Below are 16,796 nucleotides of genomic sequence, written 5' to 3'. Positions count from 1 at the left end.
CCGCCATCCATGGCTCCGCACAGTTTTGGAAAGCCCCCCCCCAGAGACTCCCCAAGCATTGGAGTTATCTCAAATTACCTTAGACACCCGGAGCTGAGAAGGGGACTTATGAATAACCCGTTATTGACCAACGACCTGTTGCCCAAGTTTGACCATGTTCGCACTGAGCACATGGAAACGGCAATCGACCAGATTCTCAGCGAGAACCGCGTGAAAATCGCCCAACTGGCCCAGCAGGATGAGCCCACCTGGGAGACTTTGGCCCAACCCATGCAGGCCACCGAAGACCGGCTGGAAAGAGCCTGGTCGGTTATTTCGCACCTCAATGGCGTGATGAACAATGATGATCTGCGCAAGGTGTACAAAAACTGCCTGGAAAAACTCACCGAATACAGCACCGAACTAAGCCAGAACGCCGAACTTTGCGAAGCCTACAAAAAACTGGCAGCAAGCGATGAATACAAAGGGCTGAGTGAAGCCCAGCGCAAATCGGTGGACAACACTCTGCGGGATTTCCACCTCGGGGGTGTCGACCTGCCGCCGGAGAAGAAAAAGCAGTACGCGGATCTTTCCATGGAGCTGTCGGAGCTGTCCAACCGCTTCAGTGACAACGTGCTGGATGCCACCCAGCACTGGTACAAGCACATCACCAACGTGGAGGAACTGGCGGGTGTGCCTGAGACCGCGCTTGATGGCGCGAAACAGGCAGCGCAGCAAAAGGATCTGGACGGCTATGTGATCACGCTCGATTTCCCCAGTTTTTACCCGGTGATGACCTACTGTGACAACCGGGACCTGCGGCGGGAAGTCTACGAAGCCTTCGTCACCCGCGCATCCGACATGGGGCCGGACGCCGGCACCTGGGACAATACGCCGGTGATGGCGGAAATTCTCAAGCGCCGTCATGCCATGGCAAAGTTACTGGGCTTCAACAATTACGCCGAGCGATCCCTGGCCACCAAGATGGCCCGCAGCGTGGATGAGGTTCTCGATTTCCTGAATCAGTTGGCTGGCAAGTCCAAACCCATGGCCGAGCGCGAGTTTGCCGAGCTGAAGGCGTTCGCCAAAGACACCCACGGTGTTGATGATCTGCAGGCCTGGGACATCGGCTATTACAGCGAAAAGCTGCGTCAGGAACGCTACGATATCTCCCCGGAAACCCTGCGTCCGTGGTTCCCGGTAGACAAAGTGGTCCCCGGCCTGTTCGCCGTTGCGGAAAAACTGTTCGACGTACAGATTGAAGCGAAACCTGAGGTGGAAACCTGGCACCCGGATGCCACTGCCTATTGCATCAGCCGCAACGGTGAACCGCTTGCCTGGTTCTACCTCGACCTGTTCGCCCGCCAGGGCAAACGCGGCGGCGCCTGGATGGCCGACTGCCGGGTACGCTGGCGCAACCTGCGTGGGCAGTTGCAGCTGCCGGTCGCCTTCCTGACCTGTAACTTCACGCCGCCGGTCAACGGCAAGCCGTCGTTGCTGACCCATGACGAAGTCACCACCATGTTCCACGAATTCGGCCATGGCTTGCACCATATGCTGACGCAGGTGGACGTGCTGGACGTTTCCGGCATTAATGGCGTGGCCTGGGACGCGGTGGAGCTGCCGAGCCAGTTCCTGGAAAACTGGTGCTGGAACCCGGACTCCCTGGCCCTGATCGCATCGCACCACGAAACCGGCGAGCCCTTACCAGAGGACCTGCTGCAGAAACTGCTGGCCGCCAAAAACTTCCAGTCCGGCATGGCCATGGTGCGGCAGCTGGAATTCTCGTTGTTCGACTTCCGCCTGCATGCGGAATTCACCGAGGAAGCCCCCACCAATCCGCTGGACATGCATCGCAAGGTACGCAGCGAAATAGCCGTGGTGGAAGCCCCGGCGTTCAACCGTTTCCCCAACGGCTTTTCCCATATCTTTGCGGGTGGTTACGCAGCAGGCTATTACAGCTACAAATGGGCCGAAGTGCTGGCTGCGGATGCGTTCTCATTGTTCGAGGAGCGTGGCATCTTTAATCCGGAAACCGGCAAGGCGTTTCTGCAGAACATCCTTGAAAAAGGCGGTTCCCAGGAACCGATGGAACTGTTCAAGGCATTCCGTGGGCGCGAGCCGCAGGTGGATGCGTTGTTGAAGCAAAGCGGTATTACGGACGACGCTGCGTGATTTGACTGGAAGCTGGTGTGTCGGGTTATGCCCTGGGGCCTGATCCGACACCGGAAAGATATTGCGGAGTATGATCATGCCAACCCCAAAACGCTTCATTGCCGGCGCTGTCTGCCCCCGCTGTGCCGAGATGGACAAGATCATGATGTACACCACCGACGATGAAGACCAGGTCCGCGAATGCGTGGCCTGCGGTTTCACCGATGCGGTGTCTGATACCCCCACGCCGCCGGTCAATCCCGAACTGGAAACCCGCGTTAACAAACGCGGCAACGAGGACGACCATACGGTCAAACAGGTGGTGTTTTTCAAGTCCAGCGAGGAAGACTGAAGCTTTTGGTGGTTGCCCTCGTTTTTAGCCTGCTTGAATTGGGGCTGCGAGGGGGCAGGGGGAGTTTTTTACTCTTGAAATGGAACTCGCTGTGCTCAGACACCCATTTCTGGCGAGTAAAAATCCCCCTACCCCCTCACGAACGAACCCCGTCAATATCGCTTGGGTAAACCGAGAGCTTGTTTTGCAAGGCGATATCCTCGTGGTTCAAACCGGAGGGTGTTGGGGTGCTTTCTGCCGGGAAAAAGGTGTCTGAGCGCAGCGAGTTCTTTTTCCCGGCAGAAAGCATCACGACGCCCTCCAGGCCCCCAAAAACAAGCAGGCTACAAAAAGTAGGCAACTCCCAGCCTCAAAGAACCATGGCCGCCAACCACCCAAAGCCCAGCAAAGGCAGGTTGTAGTGCAGGAACGTAGGCACCACCGTGCCCCAGATGTGGTTGTGCTGGCCGTCGACGTTGAGGCCGGCAGTGGGGCCGAGGGTGGAATCGGAGGCCGGGGAACCGGCGTCGCCCAGGGCGCCGGCGGTGCCAACCAGGGCCACGATGGCCAGGGGGCTGAAACCCAGTTCCAGTGCAAGAGGCACGTAGAGGGCGGCGATGATGGGGATGGTGGAGAACGAGGAACCAATGCCCATGGTGATCAGCAGGCCTACCACCAGCATCAGCAAGGCTGCCAGGGCCCTGTTGTCGCCAATAGCTCCGACCGAGCTTTCCACCAGGGTGGCAATGTCGCCGGTTTCGCGCATCACTTCCGCAAAACCGGAAGCGGCGATCATGATGAAACCGATCATCGCCAGCATTTTCATGCCTTCGGTGAACAGGTCATCCGCCTCTTTCCACTTCACCACACCGGAAAGATTGAATAGCACGAAGCCCGCCAGCGCCCCGAGAATCATTGAACCCAGCCAAAGCTGCACCACGAACGCCGTCACAATGGCGATCAGGGCCATGAACAGAGTGCCCCTGCTGTATTTCACATCCACCCGTTCGGTGCGGGCGATGGCGTCCAGGTTGTAGTGCCGGCCGCCGCGGTAGCTGAAGAAAACCGCCACCACCAGGCCACAGAGCATGCCCAGGGCTGGCAGGGCCATGGCGGACATGACGTTCAGGTCGGTGGCGTCGACGCCATTCTCGCCTACGTTCGCCAGCAGGATTTCGTTCAGGTAGATGCCGCCAAAACCCACAGGCAAGAACATGTACGGGGTAATCAGGCCGAAGGTCAGTACACAAGCCACCAGGCGACGGTCCATATTCAGCTTTGCCATCACGTACAGCAGGGGCGGAACCACCAGCGGGATGAAGGCAATGTGGATCGGCAGGATGTTCTGGGACGACATGGCGATGGCCAGTAGCAGACCAATAATCAGCAGGCGTATACCACCGGCGGCCTTACCGTCATCCTGCCGGCCTACCAGGGCCAGGGCCTTGTCGGCCAGGGCGTGGGCGAGGCCGGATTTACCAATGGCCACGGCAAACGCGCCTAGAGTGGCATAGGACAGCGCGACAGTTGCGCCGCCCCCGAGGCCTTCGTTAAAGGCGGCGATGGTGGCGTCCAGGGACAGGCCGCTGATCAGGCCGCCGGAAACGGCGCCGATGATAAGGGCAACAACAACGTGAATGCGGCACAAACTCAGGACGAGCATGATAGCTACCGCAGCAACAACGGCATTCATGGCAAACTCCGGGATTTCGGGGGTGGCTTTCAGTGCCCTGAAGCAGCGGGCGGTTCTGGAAAGCGCGCTAATGTGCCGGAAATGGGTGCTGCAGTCAAAACCGTGATAACCGTTACTTGTCGCCTACGAAGGCAAAACGTGGAACCTGCTCGCCGGCCATCTCCACGGTTTCGCGGAACATCGTCAGCGGCCTTACCCATAGGCTGTAATCCCCGTAGAGGCAGCGGTAGACAACCATCTGTTCGTCAGTTTCGCTGTGGCGGGCAACACCGATGACTTCGTAATCCATGCCCTTGTAGTGGCGGTATCGGCCAAGACGGAGTTCCGGTTTCTTGTCGGTCATTGTATTCTTCTCCACGCGTAGCGTAAGGCTACGCGTTTTGCGGTGCGGACATACTCCCCGTATCCGTATAGACTGACACTGATAAAGCGCAGGGAGGCAGCGTGACTGGTTGTTGGCTTCGTCAGTCTAGTTGAGTTTTCCGGTTCCGGGTAAGACGGTATTATGGGGTTTCCTGTTGCTTGCCAATTCTGGCGATTAGTACTTCTGGCGCTATTGATGGCGCCTGCCCCGGCGCTTGCGACAAGTGCTGCCGTCGCCTGGGTGGAAGCTCCGGAACCGGAGACGGGTATCGAGGATATCCGGGCATTGCCCGAATCGCAATGGCGGCCAGCAGCCGAGGATGAAACCCTGAATTTCGGCTTCAGCAACAGCAGTTTCTGGCTGCGGGTGGAGGTGCCGGCGGAGCCCTTCAACCGCTTGCTGGAAATTGGTTATCCGCTGCTGGATGATGTCCGGGTTTACTGGTTCGTTGATGGTAAGCAGGTGGAACGCCACCTTACCGGCGATAGCCGGGCGTTTGGTTCCCGTCCCATCTATCACCGTAATTTCGTCTTTCTGGTGCCGTCGAATACTCAGCCTGCCACAGCGTATGTGCGTGTTCGCAGCGAAGGTTCGGTGCAGATACCGGTGCGTGTCATATCCTCGGCCGACTTCCTGGCAGCTGAGCAACTGGATTATGGCTGGCAGGCGCTGTTTCTGGGCATCATGGTTGCCATGGCACTGTACAACCTGTTCATCTTCGTGATTGTCAGGCACCTGGCGTACTTGTGGTATGTGCTCACGGTTATTGCCTCGGCACTGGTGCTGCTTAACTTTAACGGCCTGGTTTTCCAGTGGTTATGGCCCGACCTTCCGGTTATCAACCGGTATTTTACGGCCCCGGCTATCTCGGCCAACATCTTTTTCGCGGCCATGTTCACACTGAGCTTTCTGGCAGTGAGGCGATACAGTCCTGTGGCTTACCGACTACTTCAGCTGATTGCGCTGATAAGTGTCGGCTGTTTTATTTATGGTCTGTCTGGCAGTTATCAGAGCGCCACCGCCCTCATCAGTTTGATCGCAGCGGCGGTTACGCCACTGACGTGGTTAATGGGCCTGGCCGTCTGGTACCGGGGGCAGGTACTGGCTGGTTTCTATGTTGTGGCCTGGACACCGCTGCTTCTGGGTCACCTGGTAATGGCCATCAGCAAGATCGGCCTGATTCCGACCAATGCCCTGACTGAGATAGCGCCGCAGATTGGCGTAGCTGTGGAGGTGATTCTTTTGTCATTTGCACTGGCCTATCGCATTAATCTGGAAAGACAGCGCCGGATTCAGGCTCAGGAACATACCCTGGAGGTCCAGCGAAAGGCCAACCAGACGCTGGAGGCCCGTGTTCAGGCCCGCACGGAAGAGCTGGAACAGGCCAACGAGCAGCTCAGGGCGGTTTCCATTACCGATGGCCTGACGCGGGTGGCCAACCGCCGTCGCTTTGACGAGAAACTGTCAGCTGAGTGGAAGCGGGCCCTGAGACAGGGGCACCCGCTCAGCATGGTGTTGCTGGATATTGATTATTTCAAGCGCGTAAATGATGACCACGGCCACCTGGCCGGGGACGATTGCCTGGTGACTATTGCCCGGGTGTGTGGGAAGGAAATCCAGCGCTCAGGTGACCTGCTGGCTCGGTATGGTGGTGAAGAATTCAGTGTATTGCTACCTGCCACACCGGAAGCAGGAGCCGTCAGTGTGGCAGAGCGATTGCGAGTGGCCGTCGCAGAGACGCCTGTCCACATAGATGACCAGGCCAAGCAGTTGAACCTTTCAGTCAGTCTCGGTGTGGCGACAATCCTACCTGCCCCGGGGAGACGTCCTTCGGACCTTATAGCCCGGGCCGATGAAGCCCTCTATGCGGCCAAGAATGCCGGCCGCAACCGGGTAATGGTGTTCCGGGACAGCGGCGCCGGGACGGTTCCCGGCCTGTAATGTCAGTTCTTCAGCTTGTAGCGGCCAGGGCCGAGGAATATCACCGCAATGGCGGTGAACAGGAAGAACCCCTGCAGTTCCAGTGCCCAGCCTCCGTTGTTGCCCAGAGCCATCAGCTCGTGGCTGTGCACCAGGGCAATCGCCACCAGCATATTGAAGACGATCAGCAACGCGCCGATGCGGGTCTGGTAACCAAGCATGACCATCAGTGGTGCCAGTAACTCGCCGATCAGGACTCCCCAGGCGAAAAATGCCGGAATACCGTGGCTGGCCAGTTGGCCTTCGATAAAACCCACACCGTGGAACAGCTTTGCGATGCCATGAAACAGCAACAGGCCCCCCAGGGTGAGGCGAACAATCAGTTTTCCGAGGTCTGCATTTTCCAGCAACGTCTATCTCCCGTCAGCGAAGGATTACGGATAAGCCGGCAAGCTTAAACGGTTTGTGGCCAGGCTCAAAGTTACAGGCCTGTCCCCAGGGAGAGACGAATGTGATTGCGGATCAGCAGGTTTTCCCAGTAGTGCTTCATCCAGTCCCATGCCGCGTTCCTTGTCTGTTCTACGAAGGGGTCCAGATTCAGCTCGTAATAGTCCGGCGTACCGGCAATCTGCAACACAGTCACAGTGATGGACTGATCCAGTTCATTGGCAAAAGGTTCGCCGATCAGCTGATGGGCAAGCAGGTTGGCGCGGGTTGCTTCCACGTCTACCAGCTCGCTGGCCCGTGTGGAACGGTTGTTTTCGTACATTTCCTCCATCAGGCGATGGCAGAGGTAGGCTCGTATGAGAAGTCCGTCGAGGCCATCATACCGGACAAGAAGGACCGAGGGCTGGGTAAAGTATCCGATTGCCGCGTTCACGAAGGGTTCAAACAGCTCTGCCTTGCCGGCTTCCCGGGCGCAGGCTTCCACGCATTCGATCAGTCGCGGCGCCATTTCAATGTATTCGATGGCGAACTGGAACAGGCAGGTGGCCGGCTGGTAGCCATCGATAGTGATTGTGGCAGGCAACGACGCGGCCCTTTCCCGCATCTGCTCTAGGAAGGTGCCGGAGCGGGCTTCCTGCCTGCGTGCCTGATCAATAATGTCGAGAACAACCTTTGGTGTCATTTCAGGAGATGCCGGTCTCTGAACGGAATGGGGTCGCAAGGCGCCTCCCGTTATACGAATAGGGTCGTCTGGGGGCACGGGGATGCGGCTGGCCACCGCAACATGCCTGCCTTTTCTCACAAGTGTAGACGAGTTTTTGCAGGCTGCTCTGACATCCACATTAAAACCTGAACAGGATGTTCATTTAGTATACCTGGCACAGGGTTATTGTTGCGAAAACCACCGATCGTGCCGCGAATGGCTAAGAAAAAGCAACCCCATGCTGACTGCGCGTGCCAGCATCAGGCAGATCAGCGAGAACCAGAGCCCATGGTTTCCCCAGCCAGTGGTCAGCCACCACACCGGCAGAAACACCGCCAGTGCTGAAAACAGCATGGTGTTCTGCATGTCCCGGGTGCGGGTGGCGCCGATAAAAACGCCATCCAGCAGAAACCCCCATACAGAAGCCAGTGGCAGCATCCAAAGCCAGGGCAAGTAGAGCCAGGCAGTCGTTCTTACTTCCTCAATACCGGTCAGCAGGCTGATCAGGAAGCGCCCGCCGAGTACGAACGCCACCGTGAACAGTATCGAGCCCCACAGGGACCAACGGAAAGCCACCCGGAACACCTGGTGGAACTGCCGGCGGTTGTTCTTGCCGACGGCCTCTCCAATCAGGGCTTCGGCGGCGTTGGCAAAGCCGTCCAGGCCGTTGGAGATCACCAGCAGGAAGGTGATCAGTACCGCATTGGCGGCCAGTATGGTGTCGCCCTGCCGTGCTCCCTGGGCGGTAAAAAACGCAAGCACCAGCAGCAGCGCGATGGTGCGCACCATGATGTACCGGTTCACCCGCAGTATTTTCAGGTAGTCAGTCAGCTGGCCGAACAGGGCACGGCTGAAGCCCTGACCTGCCGGCATACGCAACAGCACCATGCGAAAACCAATGGCCGCTGCGGAGTATTCAGCCATCACCGTGGCCATGGCGACGCCCCGACTATTCCAGCCAAAGCCGGTGACGAAGAGTATATCCAGAACAATATTGAGGCCATTGGCCACAATCAGCATCACCATCGGCCCCCTGGGTAATTGGGTGCCGATCAGCCAGCCCACCAGCGTGTACTGGCACAGTACCGCTGGTGCGCTCCAGATACGGATGCTGGCGTACTCCGCAGCAAGTGCCGCTACTCCTTCGCTGGGATTCATCAGCTCAAGCCCCAGGCGAATCAGGGGTTGGTGGACCAGAATGAGTAGCAGGCCGATTGCAGTGGCCAGCAGCACTGACCGCAGAAGCAGAGCAATCTGGGCGAATTCGTCGCGTTTACCCCAGGCCTGGGCTGCAAGCCCGGTTGTGCCCATCCGCATGAAACCGAAGGTCCAGTACAGAATGCTGAAGAGATTTGCGCCCACCGCGACAGCCCCCAGGTATTCAGGGCTCTCGAGATGACCAAGCACGGCCGTGTCCACCAGGCCCAGAAGCGGTACAGTGAGGTTCGTGAGCATCAAGGGCCAGGCCAGTGCCCAGAGCCTGCGATCTGGGGTGGCGAGTTTCAGCGGCGATTCTATGGAAATGAAAAAAGTTCCTTCTTTAGTCGATTAATGGCTACTCGGACTTTCGCATTTTTTTGATCTGTGTCTATACTTATGCGTGAATTATCCATAGCAGACTTCCACTCTGGCTCCAATAGTGTGTGCGAGCACTGTCAGGAACAGAGGGATTGGACGCAAAATCCGACAAGAATAACACTCTGTGGAGACACAGTATTATGCGCGTGCACGCTAAGCGGGCAGGTGTCCTCTTGGGCGGACTTATGACGCCAGCGTTGTCCATGGCGGACTGGACGCTGAACATGAGTCCCGGGGTCACCGGTACCAGTAACGAAATCTTCAGCCTTCACATGACCATCCTGTGGATCTGCGTCGTCATCGGCGTTGTGGTCTTTGGGATCATGTTCTGGTCCATATTTGCCCACCGCAAATCCTCGGGGCGTAAACCGGCCAACTTCCACGAGAATACTCTGGTAGAGATTCTGTGGACGATCATCCCTCTGGTGATTCTCGTAGTGATGGCCATTCCCGCCACTGCGACACTGGTCGACATGTACGACACCACCGAAGCCGATGTCGATATCAAGGTCACCGGTTACCAATGGCGCTGGAAGTACGACTATATCGATGATGAGTTCGGCTACTTCTCCAACATCAGTACCAGCGACGACGAGATTTACAACCGCACCAGAAAGTCCGAGAACTATCTGCTGGATGTCGATAATCCAATGGTGGTGCCGGTCGGTGCAAAGATTCGTCTGCTGCTGACCGCGAACGACGTCATTCACTCCTGGTGGGTTCCCGAGTTTGGCGTCAAGAAAGACGCGATTCCGGGCTTTATCAACGAAGCCTGGACCAGAGTTGATGAGCCGGGCATTTACCGTGGCCAGTGCACCGAGCTATGTGGCGTGAAACACGGTTTCATGCCGGTCGTTGTAAAAGCTGTCCCGCAGGACGAATACGATGCCTGGGTGGCTGAGCAGAAAGAAGCCGCCCAGCGTGAGCGCGAACTGACCGAGAAGGACTGGACCCTGGACGAGTTGATGGAGCGTGGCGAGAAGGCTTACGCCAGTGCCTGTGCCTCCTGTCACCAGGCTGACGGTAGCGGTGCCCCACCAGCATTCCCGGCGCTCAAGGGCAGCAAGGTCGCGACCGAAGACATGGATGCCCATATGGATATAGTGGTGAACGGCGTTTCCGGAACTGCGATGCAGGCCTTTGGCGACCAGCTCAGCGAGGTGGATCTGGCGGCTGTCATTACCTATGAGCGGAACGCCTGGGGTAATGACACCGGTGAAATGGTGACGCCGAAGGAAGTATTCGAGTACAAGAATCAGGAATGATTAACCGGGCGGAATGGGCAGTTTGCTGTCATTCCGCCCCGTCCAATTTCGCCAGACTAATGACATCACCAGCCAGAACAATACGGCGGTAACGGGGGTTTTTCATGAGTGCGGTTGCAGATACCCACGCCCAGGACGATCATCACCACGGCCCTGCCAAGGGCATTACACGGTGGTTGTTGACGACCAATCACAAGGATATCGGGTCCATGTACCTGATATTCAGTTTCACCATGTTCCTGCTTGGCGGGGCCATGGCCATGGTAATCCGGGCCGAGCTTTTCCAGCCTGGCCTGCAGATTGTGGAGCCGGAATTCTTTAATCAGATGACCACCATGCACGGTCTGATTATGGTGTTCGGCGCGGTTATGCCGGCCTTTGTTGGCCTGGCCAACTGGATGATACCGCTGATGGTGGGCGCACCTGACATGGCCTTGCCGCGGATGAACAACTGGAGCTTCTGGTTGCTGCCCTGCGCCTTCCTGATTCTGGTGTCCACTCTGTTCATGCAGGGCGGTGCGCCAAACTTCGGCTGGACCTTCTATGCACCGCTGTCCACTACCTATGGCCCACCCAGCACTACCTTTTTCATCTTCGCGATCCACATCATGGGTGTGTCGTCGATCATGGGCGCCATCAACGTCATTGCCACGATACTGAACATGCGGGCACCGGGCATGACCCTGATGAAGATGCCCCTGTTCGTATGGACCTGGCTGATCACCGCTTTCCTGCTGATCGCTGTCATGCCGGTGCTGGCGGGTGTGGTTACCATGATGCTCATGGATATCAACTTCGGCACCAGTTTCTTTGATGCCTCCGGTGGTGGCGACCCGGTACTGTTCCAGCATGTGTTCTGGTTCTTCGGGCACCCTGAGGTGTATATCATGATCCTGCCGGCCTTCGGTGCGGTGTCGCATATTATCCCCGCGTTCTCCCGCAAGCCCCTCTTTGGCTACGCCTCGATGGTTTACGCCGTCGGGGCCATTGCCCTGCTGTCGTTCGTTGTCTGGGCGCACCACATGTTCACAGTGGGTATCCCCATTGCCGGCCAGCTGTTCTTCATGTATGCCACGATGCTGATTGCCGTACCCACTGGGGTAAAGGTGTTCAACTGGGTGGCGACCATGTTCCGTGGCTCGTTGACGTTCGAGGCGCCGATGCTGTTCGCGGTGGCCTTTGTCATCCTGTTCACCATCGGCGGATTCTCCGGCCTGATGCTGGCGATCGCACCGGCCGACTTCCAGTACCACGACACCTACTTTGTGGTTGCCCACTTCCACTATGTACTGGTACCGGGTGCGATCTTCGGTATTTTTGCCTCGGCTTACTTCTGGCTGCCCAAATGGACAGGTCACATGTACGACGAAACCCTGGCAAAAACCCACTTCTGGCTGTCTTTCATTGGCATGAACCTGGCGTTCTTCCCGATGCACTTCCTCGGGCTGGCGGGTATGCCGCGCCGAATCCCGGATTACGCGCTGCAGTTCGCCGATTTCAACATGGTGTCCAGCATTGGTGCCTTCATGTTTGGCGCCACCCAGATCCTGTTCCTGGTCATTGTGGTCAAGTGCGTGAAAGGCGGCGAAAAGGCGTCTGCCAAGCCATGGGATGGTGCCGAGGGTCTTGAGTGGACGGTGCCTTCTCCGGCGCCCTATCACACTTTCGCCACGCCACCGGAGGTGAAGTGAAACCGGGGCTGAATGGCAACCACAACAACAAACGATAACGGATAAGCCATCGGAGATTGTCATGGCGGAAAACCAGACGTATTACGTTCCAGAACAGAGCAAGTGGCCGATTGTGGCTACGGTCGGCCTGGGGGTCACCCTCTACGGTGTGGCTTCTATTATGGTGAACAGCAATCAGGGTGAAAGCACCACCGCTTCCTGGGTGATGTTCATCATTGGCGCCATCATAATGACCTATATGCTGTTCGGATGGTTCGGCGCTGTTATCAAGGAGAGCCGGTCCGGGTTGTACAGCCCGCAGATGGATCGCTCTTTCCGCTGGGGGATGAGCTGGTTCATCTTCTCGGAAGTGATGTTTTTCGCCGCTTTCTTCGGCGCCCTGTTCTATACCCGGGTCTTTGCGCTGCCGTGGCTTGGCGGTGAGGGGGATCGGGGCAGTTCCAACATGCTATGGGAAGGTTTTCAGGCCACCTGGCCACTGATCAATACGCCCAACCCTGAGGCCTATCCGCCACCGGAAGGTACCATCGGCCCCTGGGGCCTGCCGTTGATCAACACCATTCTGCTGGTCACATCCTCTTTCACGGTTACGGTTGCGCACCATGCCCTGAAGGAAGACAACCGCAAAAAGGTCAAGACCTGGCTCACTGCCACCATTGCGCTGGCGCTGATTTTCGTCTGTGTCCAGGGCTACGAATACGTTCACGCCTATCAGGACCTGAATCTGACTCTCGGGTCAGGCATTTATGGCAGTACCTTCTTCATGCTGACCGGCTTCCACGGCGCCCACGTAATACTGGGTACCCTGATGCTCACGATCATGCTGATACGCATACACAAGGGGCACTTCACCGGCGACAACCACTTCGGGTTCGAAGCGTCGGCCTGGTACTGGCACTTTGTGGACGTGGTCTGGCTCGGACTCTTCGTCTTTGTCTACGTGATCTGAACGTTCTGAACAAGGGGACGAGAAGGGATCAGGGGGTCGGATTCAGCGTCAGGCCCCCTTGCCATAACGAAATCAGAATGACGGCCAGCAGCAAAACGCTCAGTACGACCCGCAATGCCAGGGAATTCAGGACACGGTTCGTTTTCCCGCCATCCTTGATCAGGAAAAACAGCCCGCTGAACAGACTCACCAGAACCGCCAACATAAGTACGACAATGAAAAACTTCAGCATGGACAATCCTGTTTACGGGAATATTGGTCGAGAAACCACTATAGCAGAGCATGTCTGATCCGGCTGATCAATCCCGTCGCCGGCAGTGGCATTTTGACTGGCGGCTTTTGCTGTTCGCCGGGCTGTTCCTGCCACTGCTACTCAGCCTGGGTGTCTGGCAGCTCGAGCGGGCACAGGAGAAGAAGCGGCAATTGGCGCAATGGGAGCAGGAAGCTGTCAGCCTGAGTTGGGCAGAGCTTGAGCGTGCTGGCCTGGAGGCCGGTCAACCGGCCAGCGTGTCCGGGCGTTACGGGCAGACGTCCTGGCTTCTGGATAACCGTACTCGGGATGGTGTGCCCGGCTACGAGGTACTGACATTATTTTTTCCTCACCAGGGCCGCCCGGTAGTTGTGAACCGGGGTTGGGTACAGGCGCCCCGGAGGCGCGACGAACTGCCGGAACTCGGCCGGCCCGAAGGCGATGTCCGCCTGCAGGGACGACTGAGCGAGTTTCCCGAGCCGCCGGTGCTCAAGGACGTTGGCGGCGAAAATGAGGAGTGGCCACGGCGAACCCAGTCCCTCTCTCATCAGCAGGCGCAGGCCGTTCAGGCGGACGTGGCTGGACTTGTACTGCGGCTTTCCGGCCCCGGACAGCCCGGAGCCTACCGTGCAGACTGGGCTCCGGACATGATGGGGCCACAGACGCATTACGGATACGCATTGCAATGGTTTTCACTGGCCGCAGCACTGGTTATATTGACGGTGGTAGCGAGTTATCGCAAAACAGGAGCCAACGACGACAATGACAACGGCTGAGAAGATTGACCAGCACGACCAGGAAGAGGCGGTTTCCCCAGAAAAGGTGCGCCGCGGCAGACGAACGGCACTGTTGCTTTTTGCCATCGGCTTTGGCCCGATGATTTTTGCAACGATCATGTACTATACCGGCTGGCTGAACCCGACTGGCCACAGCAACAATGGCGAACTGATACAGCCGCCGGTTCCTTTGGGCCAGATGCAGTTTGAAGGGGCCAGTGGCAAGCCACTCGCTGATCGTTTCGGTCCGGCGGCTACCGATCCGGAGTGGATGATGGTGGTCGTGTCCGGAACTTGCGCGGCGGATTGCGAAGAGCTCCTGTACCGTGCCCGCCAGGTCAATATTGCCCTGGGCAAGAATGCCAACCGTGTCAATCGCTCGGCCTGGCTAGGCTCTGTGTCCGATGACCTGACGGCGCGTTGGGGTGAGGAATACAGCTCAATGGAACGCCTGAGCATAGCCAGCGGCGGTTCTCCCCAATGGCCCGCCGGCGTCAGCCCGGACCAAGCACCTCGTATCCTGCTTGTGGACCCTTTTGGCAATGTCATCATGCACTATGGCAACGAGCACACCGGTAAAGACATGCTGGAAGACCTCAAACATTTGTTGAAACTGTCGCAGATTGGCTAATCATTACCGCCGGGAGATTCACCGTTGAACGACATCCGGAATACCACATCCCGCCACGCCCGAATCCTGGCACGCTGGTCCCTGGTGGCAAGTTTACTGGCGGTCGTGGTCATCATGCTGGGCGCCTGGACCCGGCTGGTTGATGCCGGTCTGGGCTGCCCTGACTGGCCGGGGTGTTATGGATTCCTGACCGTTCCTCAGGATGAGGCACGGATGGCCATTGCCAACGCAAGGTTCCCCGACACTCCGGTAGATGTGGAAAAAGGCTGGCCGGAGATGATTCATCGCTACGCGGCCGGTTTCCTGGGGCTGGTGGTGTTCGGTCTGGCAGCCTTTGCTTTCCGTCACCGCCGGGAAGGCTTACCGTTCCGCTTGCCGATGTTCATCGCCTTGTTCATCGTACTCCAGGGGGCGTTCGGCATGTGGACAGTTACCCTGAAACTCTGGCCGCAGGTGGTTGCCCTGCACCTGCTTGGTGGGTTCACCACGCTGAGCATGCTGACACTTCTTACCCTGCGACTGCGGGGCAAACAGCAGCGGGACGCCATCGGGCCTGTGAAGCGGGTGACCCGTGAACCAAACCGTTTCCGGCCCTGGCTATACGGCGGCCTGGCTCTGGTTGTTATGCAGATAGCCCTCGGGGCGTGGACTGCCGCCAATTACGCGGCGGTAGCCTGTACGGACCTGCCCACCTGCCAGGGTGAATGGTGGCCTGCAGACATGGACTTCGCTCATGGATTTGATGTTACCCAGCACGTGGGCCCGAATTATCTGGGGGGCCAGCTGACAGCGGACGGGCGGGTGGCGATTCACGTTACCCATCGCGTGGGTGCAATGATATTACTTGCGTACTTCACGGTATTTCTGGCATTACTGTGGCGCAGGACGAAGCAGACACCCATGGTGCGACATGTGCAACTGGTGGCCGTGGTGCTGGCGGCCCAGATAGCGCTGGGCCTGGCGAACATCGTATTTCATATTCCCCTGTCGGTGGCAGTGGCGCACAATGCAATGGGTGCGGGATTGCTTCTGGCAGTGATCAACCTGCTCTGGCGTTTTCACCAGCAGGGTCTGCCGCAGCCAGCGGACGCAACACATACTACAACAATTGAACGAGAGGTGACGGCATGAGCGAGCGTGTTGAGGCACTGCCGGCGCAGGGCAATACTGATAGCAGAGCCGATTCTGCGAGCATTTCATGGCGTGATTTCCTGGAGCTGACCAAGCCCAGAGTCGTGGCGATGATGATTCTCACCTCGGTTATCGGCATGTTACTGGCCACCCCGGGTGTTCCTGGCTGGGAGGTTCTGGTGTATGGCAACCTGGGCATCGCTTTGCTGGCGGGCGCCGCTGCTGTGGTTAACCACGTAGTGGACCAGAAGATTGACACCGTCATGGCCCGCACCCGCAAGCGACCCGTTGCCACCGGGAAGATCTCCCCACTCGACGCTCTGACGTTTGCTACAGTGCTGGCGGTCTCGGGCATGGTGGTTCTGGTGTGGCAGGTGAATGCCCTCACAGCCTGGCTCACGCTGGCATCACTGGTAGGCTATGCCGGCGTCTACACCCTGTTTCTCAAGCGCATGACGCCCCAGAACATCGTCATCGGCGGACTCGCCGGCGCCATGCCACCCCTGCTGGGCTGGACTGCAGTGACAGGACAGATTGAAGGTCATGGCCTGCTGCTGGTGCTGATCATTTTTGCATGGACCCCACCGCATTTCTGGGCCCTGGCCATTCACCGCAAGGAAGAGTACGCCAAGGCTGGCATACCGATGCTGCCGGTGACCCATGGCAACAAGTACACCGAGCTGCACATTCTGCTCTATACCCTGATGCTGCTTGCCGTCAGCCTGCTGCCATTTGTCACCGGCATGTCCGGGCTGATCTACCTGGTGGGTGCTCTGGTTCTGGGCCTGCGGTTCCTGCAATATGCCGTGCGCCTGCTCAGAGGCGATGATCGCCGGGTGGCACTGAATACCTTCAAATACTCCATCACCTATCTGATGGCACTGTTTGTGGTGTTGCTTGTCGATCACTTTGTGTTTTTCTGATTACTGATCTG

The 16,796-nt window shown here is 57.8% G+C and carries 17 protein-coding genes; 10 read left to right on the top strand and 7 right to left on the bottom strand.

Translation table 11 applies throughout. The annotated features are described in order from the left end of the window. The first annotated feature begins 108 nt into the window (after positions 1 to 108). Positions 109 to 2,154, top strand: coding sequence for an oligopeptidase A (prlC, locus tag ABJM11_RS01420; RefSeq protein ID WP_348294522.1), 2,046 nt, complete (start codon positions 109 to 111; stop codon positions 2,152 to 2,154). A 76-nt stretch (positions 2,155 to 2,230) separates the two neighbouring features. Continuing rightward, positions 2,231 to 2,485, top strand: coding sequence for a YheV family putative zinc ribbon protein (locus tag ABJM11_RS01415; protein ID WP_348294521.1), 255 nt, complete (start codon positions 2,231 to 2,233; stop codon positions 2,483 to 2,485). 136 nt (positions 2,486 to 2,621) lie between these two features. Here the strand turns inward: ABJM11_RS01415 and ABJM11_RS01410 are convergent, their stop codons facing one another. The 3 genes from ABJM11_RS01410 to ABJM11_RS01400 form a co-directional block, all read right to left on the bottom strand. Next, positions 2,622 to 2,777: a hypothetical protein gene (locus ABJM11_RS01410; protein ID WP_348294519.1), complete on the bottom strand. Its 156-nt coding sequence runs from the start codon at positions 2,775 to 2,777 to the stop codon at positions 2,622 to 2,624. 57 nt (positions 2,778 to 2,834) lie between these two features. Further along, positions 2,835 to 4,157, bottom strand: a complete 1,323-nt coding sequence (locus tag ABJM11_RS01405) for a Na+/H+ antiporter family protein (protein WP_348294517.1) — start codon at positions 4,155 to 4,157, stop codon at positions 2,835 to 2,837. 112 nt (positions 4,158 to 4,269) lie between these two features. Further along, a complete protein-coding gene (locus ABJM11_RS01400; protein WP_348294516.1) occupies positions 4,270 to 4,500 on the bottom strand; it encodes a DUF1653 domain-containing protein in 231 nt (76 codons plus the stop codon). A 216-nt stretch (positions 4,501 to 4,716) separates the two neighbouring features. Between ABJM11_RS01400 and ABJM11_RS01395 the strand changes: the two genes are divergently transcribed. Beyond that, on the top strand, positions 4,717 to 6,462 hold the full coding sequence (locus ABJM11_RS01395; protein ID WP_348294514.1) for a diguanylate cyclase: 1,746 nt from the start codon (positions 4,717 to 4,719) through the stop codon (positions 6,460 to 6,462). Between the two features lie 2 nt (positions 6,463 to 6,464). On the opposite strand, the gene ABJM11_RS01390 is transcribed toward ABJM11_RS01395, so the two are convergent. The 3 genes from ABJM11_RS01390 to ABJM11_RS01380 form a co-directional block, all read right to left on the bottom strand. Next, positions 6,465 to 6,851, bottom strand: a complete 387-nt coding sequence (locus tag ABJM11_RS01390) for a DoxX family protein (RefSeq protein ID WP_348294513.1) — start codon at positions 6,849 to 6,851, stop codon at positions 6,465 to 6,467. 71 nt (positions 6,852 to 6,922) lie between these two features. Beyond that, positions 6,923 to 7,570, bottom strand: a complete 648-nt coding sequence (locus ABJM11_RS01385) for a hypothetical protein (RefSeq protein WP_348294512.1) — start codon at positions 7,568 to 7,570, stop codon at positions 6,923 to 6,925. Positions 7,571 to 7,774: 204 nt separating this feature from the next. After that, positions 7,775 to 9,046, bottom strand: a complete 1,272-nt coding sequence (locus ABJM11_RS01380) for an MATE family efflux transporter (protein WP_348294511.1) — start codon at positions 9,044 to 9,046, stop codon at positions 7,775 to 7,777. Positions 9,047 to 9,309: 263 nt separating this feature from the next. Here ABJM11_RS01380 and coxB point away from each other — a divergent pair, with 263 nt between their 5' ends. The 3 genes from coxB to ABJM11_RS01365 all read left to right on the top strand — a co-directional run bounded on the left by coxB (position 9,310) and on the right by ABJM11_RS01365 (position 13,074). Then, a complete protein-coding gene (gene coxB, locus ABJM11_RS01375; RefSeq protein WP_348294509.1) occupies positions 9,310 to 10,434 on the top strand; it encodes a cytochrome c oxidase subunit II in 1,125 nt (374 codons plus the stop codon). A 104-nt stretch (positions 10,435 to 10,538) separates the two neighbouring features. Next, positions 10,539 to 12,125 (top strand): cytochrome c oxidase subunit I, encoded by a 1,587-nt coding sequence (gene ctaD / locus ABJM11_RS01370; protein ID WP_348294507.1) that lies wholly within the window; start codon positions 10,539 to 10,541, stop codon positions 12,123 to 12,125. A 61-nt stretch (positions 12,126 to 12,186) separates the two neighbouring features. Next, positions 12,187 to 13,074 carry a cytochrome c oxidase subunit 3 gene (locus tag ABJM11_RS01365; RefSeq protein WP_348294505.1) on the top strand — a complete coding sequence of 296 codons (888 nt, stop codon included), beginning with the start codon at positions 12,187 to 12,189 and terminating at the stop codon, positions 13,072 to 13,074. 28 nt (positions 13,075 to 13,102) lie between these two features. Here ABJM11_RS01365 and ABJM11_RS01360 read toward each other — a convergent pair whose 3' ends face one another. After that, a complete protein-coding gene (locus ABJM11_RS01360; protein WP_150991319.1) occupies positions 13,103 to 13,306 on the bottom strand; it encodes a twin transmembrane helix small protein in 204 nt (67 codons plus the stop codon). Positions 13,307 to 13,356: 50 nt separating this feature from the next. Between ABJM11_RS01360 and ABJM11_RS01355 the strand changes: the two genes are divergently transcribed. Genes ABJM11_RS01355 through cyoE form a run of 4 tightly spaced genes read left to right on the top strand, consistent with a single transcriptional unit; the run spans position 13,357 to position 16,785 of the window. After that, positions 13,357 to 14,100 (top strand): SURF1 family protein, encoded by a 744-nt coding sequence (locus ABJM11_RS01355; RefSeq protein WP_348294504.1) that lies wholly within the window; start codon positions 13,357 to 13,359, stop codon positions 14,098 to 14,100. Then, the gene (locus ABJM11_RS01350; RefSeq protein ID WP_348294503.1) at positions 14,087 to 14,731 is read left to right on the top strand and encodes a hypothetical protein; all 645 of its coding nucleotides are present in this window, start codon (positions 14,087 to 14,089) and stop codon (positions 14,729 to 14,731) included. Before ABJM11_RS01355 ends, ABJM11_RS01350 begins: the two co-directional genes overlap by 14 nt. 24 nt (positions 14,732 to 14,755) lie before the next feature. Then, positions 14,756 to 15,862, top strand: a complete 1,107-nt coding sequence (locus tag ABJM11_RS01345) for a COX15/CtaA family protein (RefSeq protein WP_348294502.1) — start codon at positions 14,756 to 14,758, stop codon at positions 15,860 to 15,862. Continuing rightward, positions 15,859 to 16,785, top strand: coding sequence for a heme o synthase (gene cyoE / locus ABJM11_RS01340; protein ID WP_348294501.1), 927 nt, complete (start codon positions 15,859 to 15,861; stop codon positions 16,783 to 16,785). The genes ABJM11_RS01345 and cyoE overlap by 4 nt, the downstream gene beginning before the upstream one ends. Positions 16,786 to 16,796: the final 11 nt, after the last annotated feature.

The organism is Marinobacter sp., assembly GCF_039977835.1.
Taxonomy (GTDB): Bacteria; Pseudomonadota; Gammaproteobacteria; order Pseudomonadales; family Oleiphilaceae; genus Marinobacter.
This window is presented reverse-complemented; position numbering and strand designations above follow the sequence as displayed.

Bases quoted from the DNA above. Each gene is read 5' to 3' on its own strand.
- ABJM11_RS01385 (WP_348294512.1), bottom strand. From the start codon at position 7,570: ATGACACCAAAGGTTGTTCTCGACATTATTGATCAGGCACGCAGGCAG.
- cyoE (WP_348294501.1), top strand. From the start codon at position 15,859: ATGAGCGAGCGTGTTGAGGCACTGCCGGCGCAGGGCAATACTGATAGC.
- ABJM11_RS01365 (WP_348294505.1), top strand. From the start codon at position 12,187: ATGGCGGAAAACCAGACGTATTACGTTCCAGAACAGAGCAAGTGGCCG.
- coxB (WP_348294509.1), top strand. From the start codon at position 9,310: ATGCGCGTGCACGCTAAGCGGGCAGGTGTCCTCTTGGGCGGACTTATG.
- ctaD (WP_348294507.1), top strand. From the start codon at position 10,539: ATGAGTGCGGTTGCAGATACCCACGCCCAGGACGATCATCACCACGGC.
- ABJM11_RS01355 (WP_348294504.1), top strand. From the start codon at position 13,357: ATGTCTGATCCGGCTGATCAATCCCGTCGCCGGCAGTGGCATTTTGAC.
- ABJM11_RS01350 (WP_348294503.1), top strand. From the start codon at position 14,087: ATGACAACGGCTGAGAAGATTGACCAGCACGACCAGGAAGAGGCGGTT.
- ABJM11_RS01405 (WP_348294517.1), bottom strand. From the start codon at position 4,157: ATGAATGCCGTTGTTGCTGCGGTAGCTATCATGCTCGTCCTGAGTTTG.
- ABJM11_RS01395 (WP_348294514.1), top strand. From the start codon at position 4,717: ATGGCGCCTGCCCCGGCGCTTGCGACAAGTGCTGCCGTCGCCTGGGTG.
- prlC (WP_348294522.1), top strand. From the start codon at position 109: ATGAATAACCCGTTATTGACCAACGACCTGTTGCCCAAGTTTGACCAT.
- ABJM11_RS01380 (WP_348294511.1), bottom strand. From the start codon at position 9,046: ATGCTCACGAACCTCACTGTACCGCTTCTGGGCCTGGTGGACACGGCC.
- ABJM11_RS01415 (WP_348294521.1), top strand. From the start codon at position 2,231: ATGCCAACCCCAAAACGCTTCATTGCCGGCGCTGTCTGCCCCCGCTGT.
- ABJM11_RS01400 (WP_348294516.1), bottom strand. From the start codon at position 4,500: ATGACCGACAAGAAACCGGAACTCCGTCTTGGCCGATACCGCCACTAC.
- ABJM11_RS01360 (WP_150991319.1), bottom strand. From the start codon at position 13,306: ATGCTGAAGTTTTTCATTGTCGTACTTATGTTGGCGGTTCTGGTGAGT.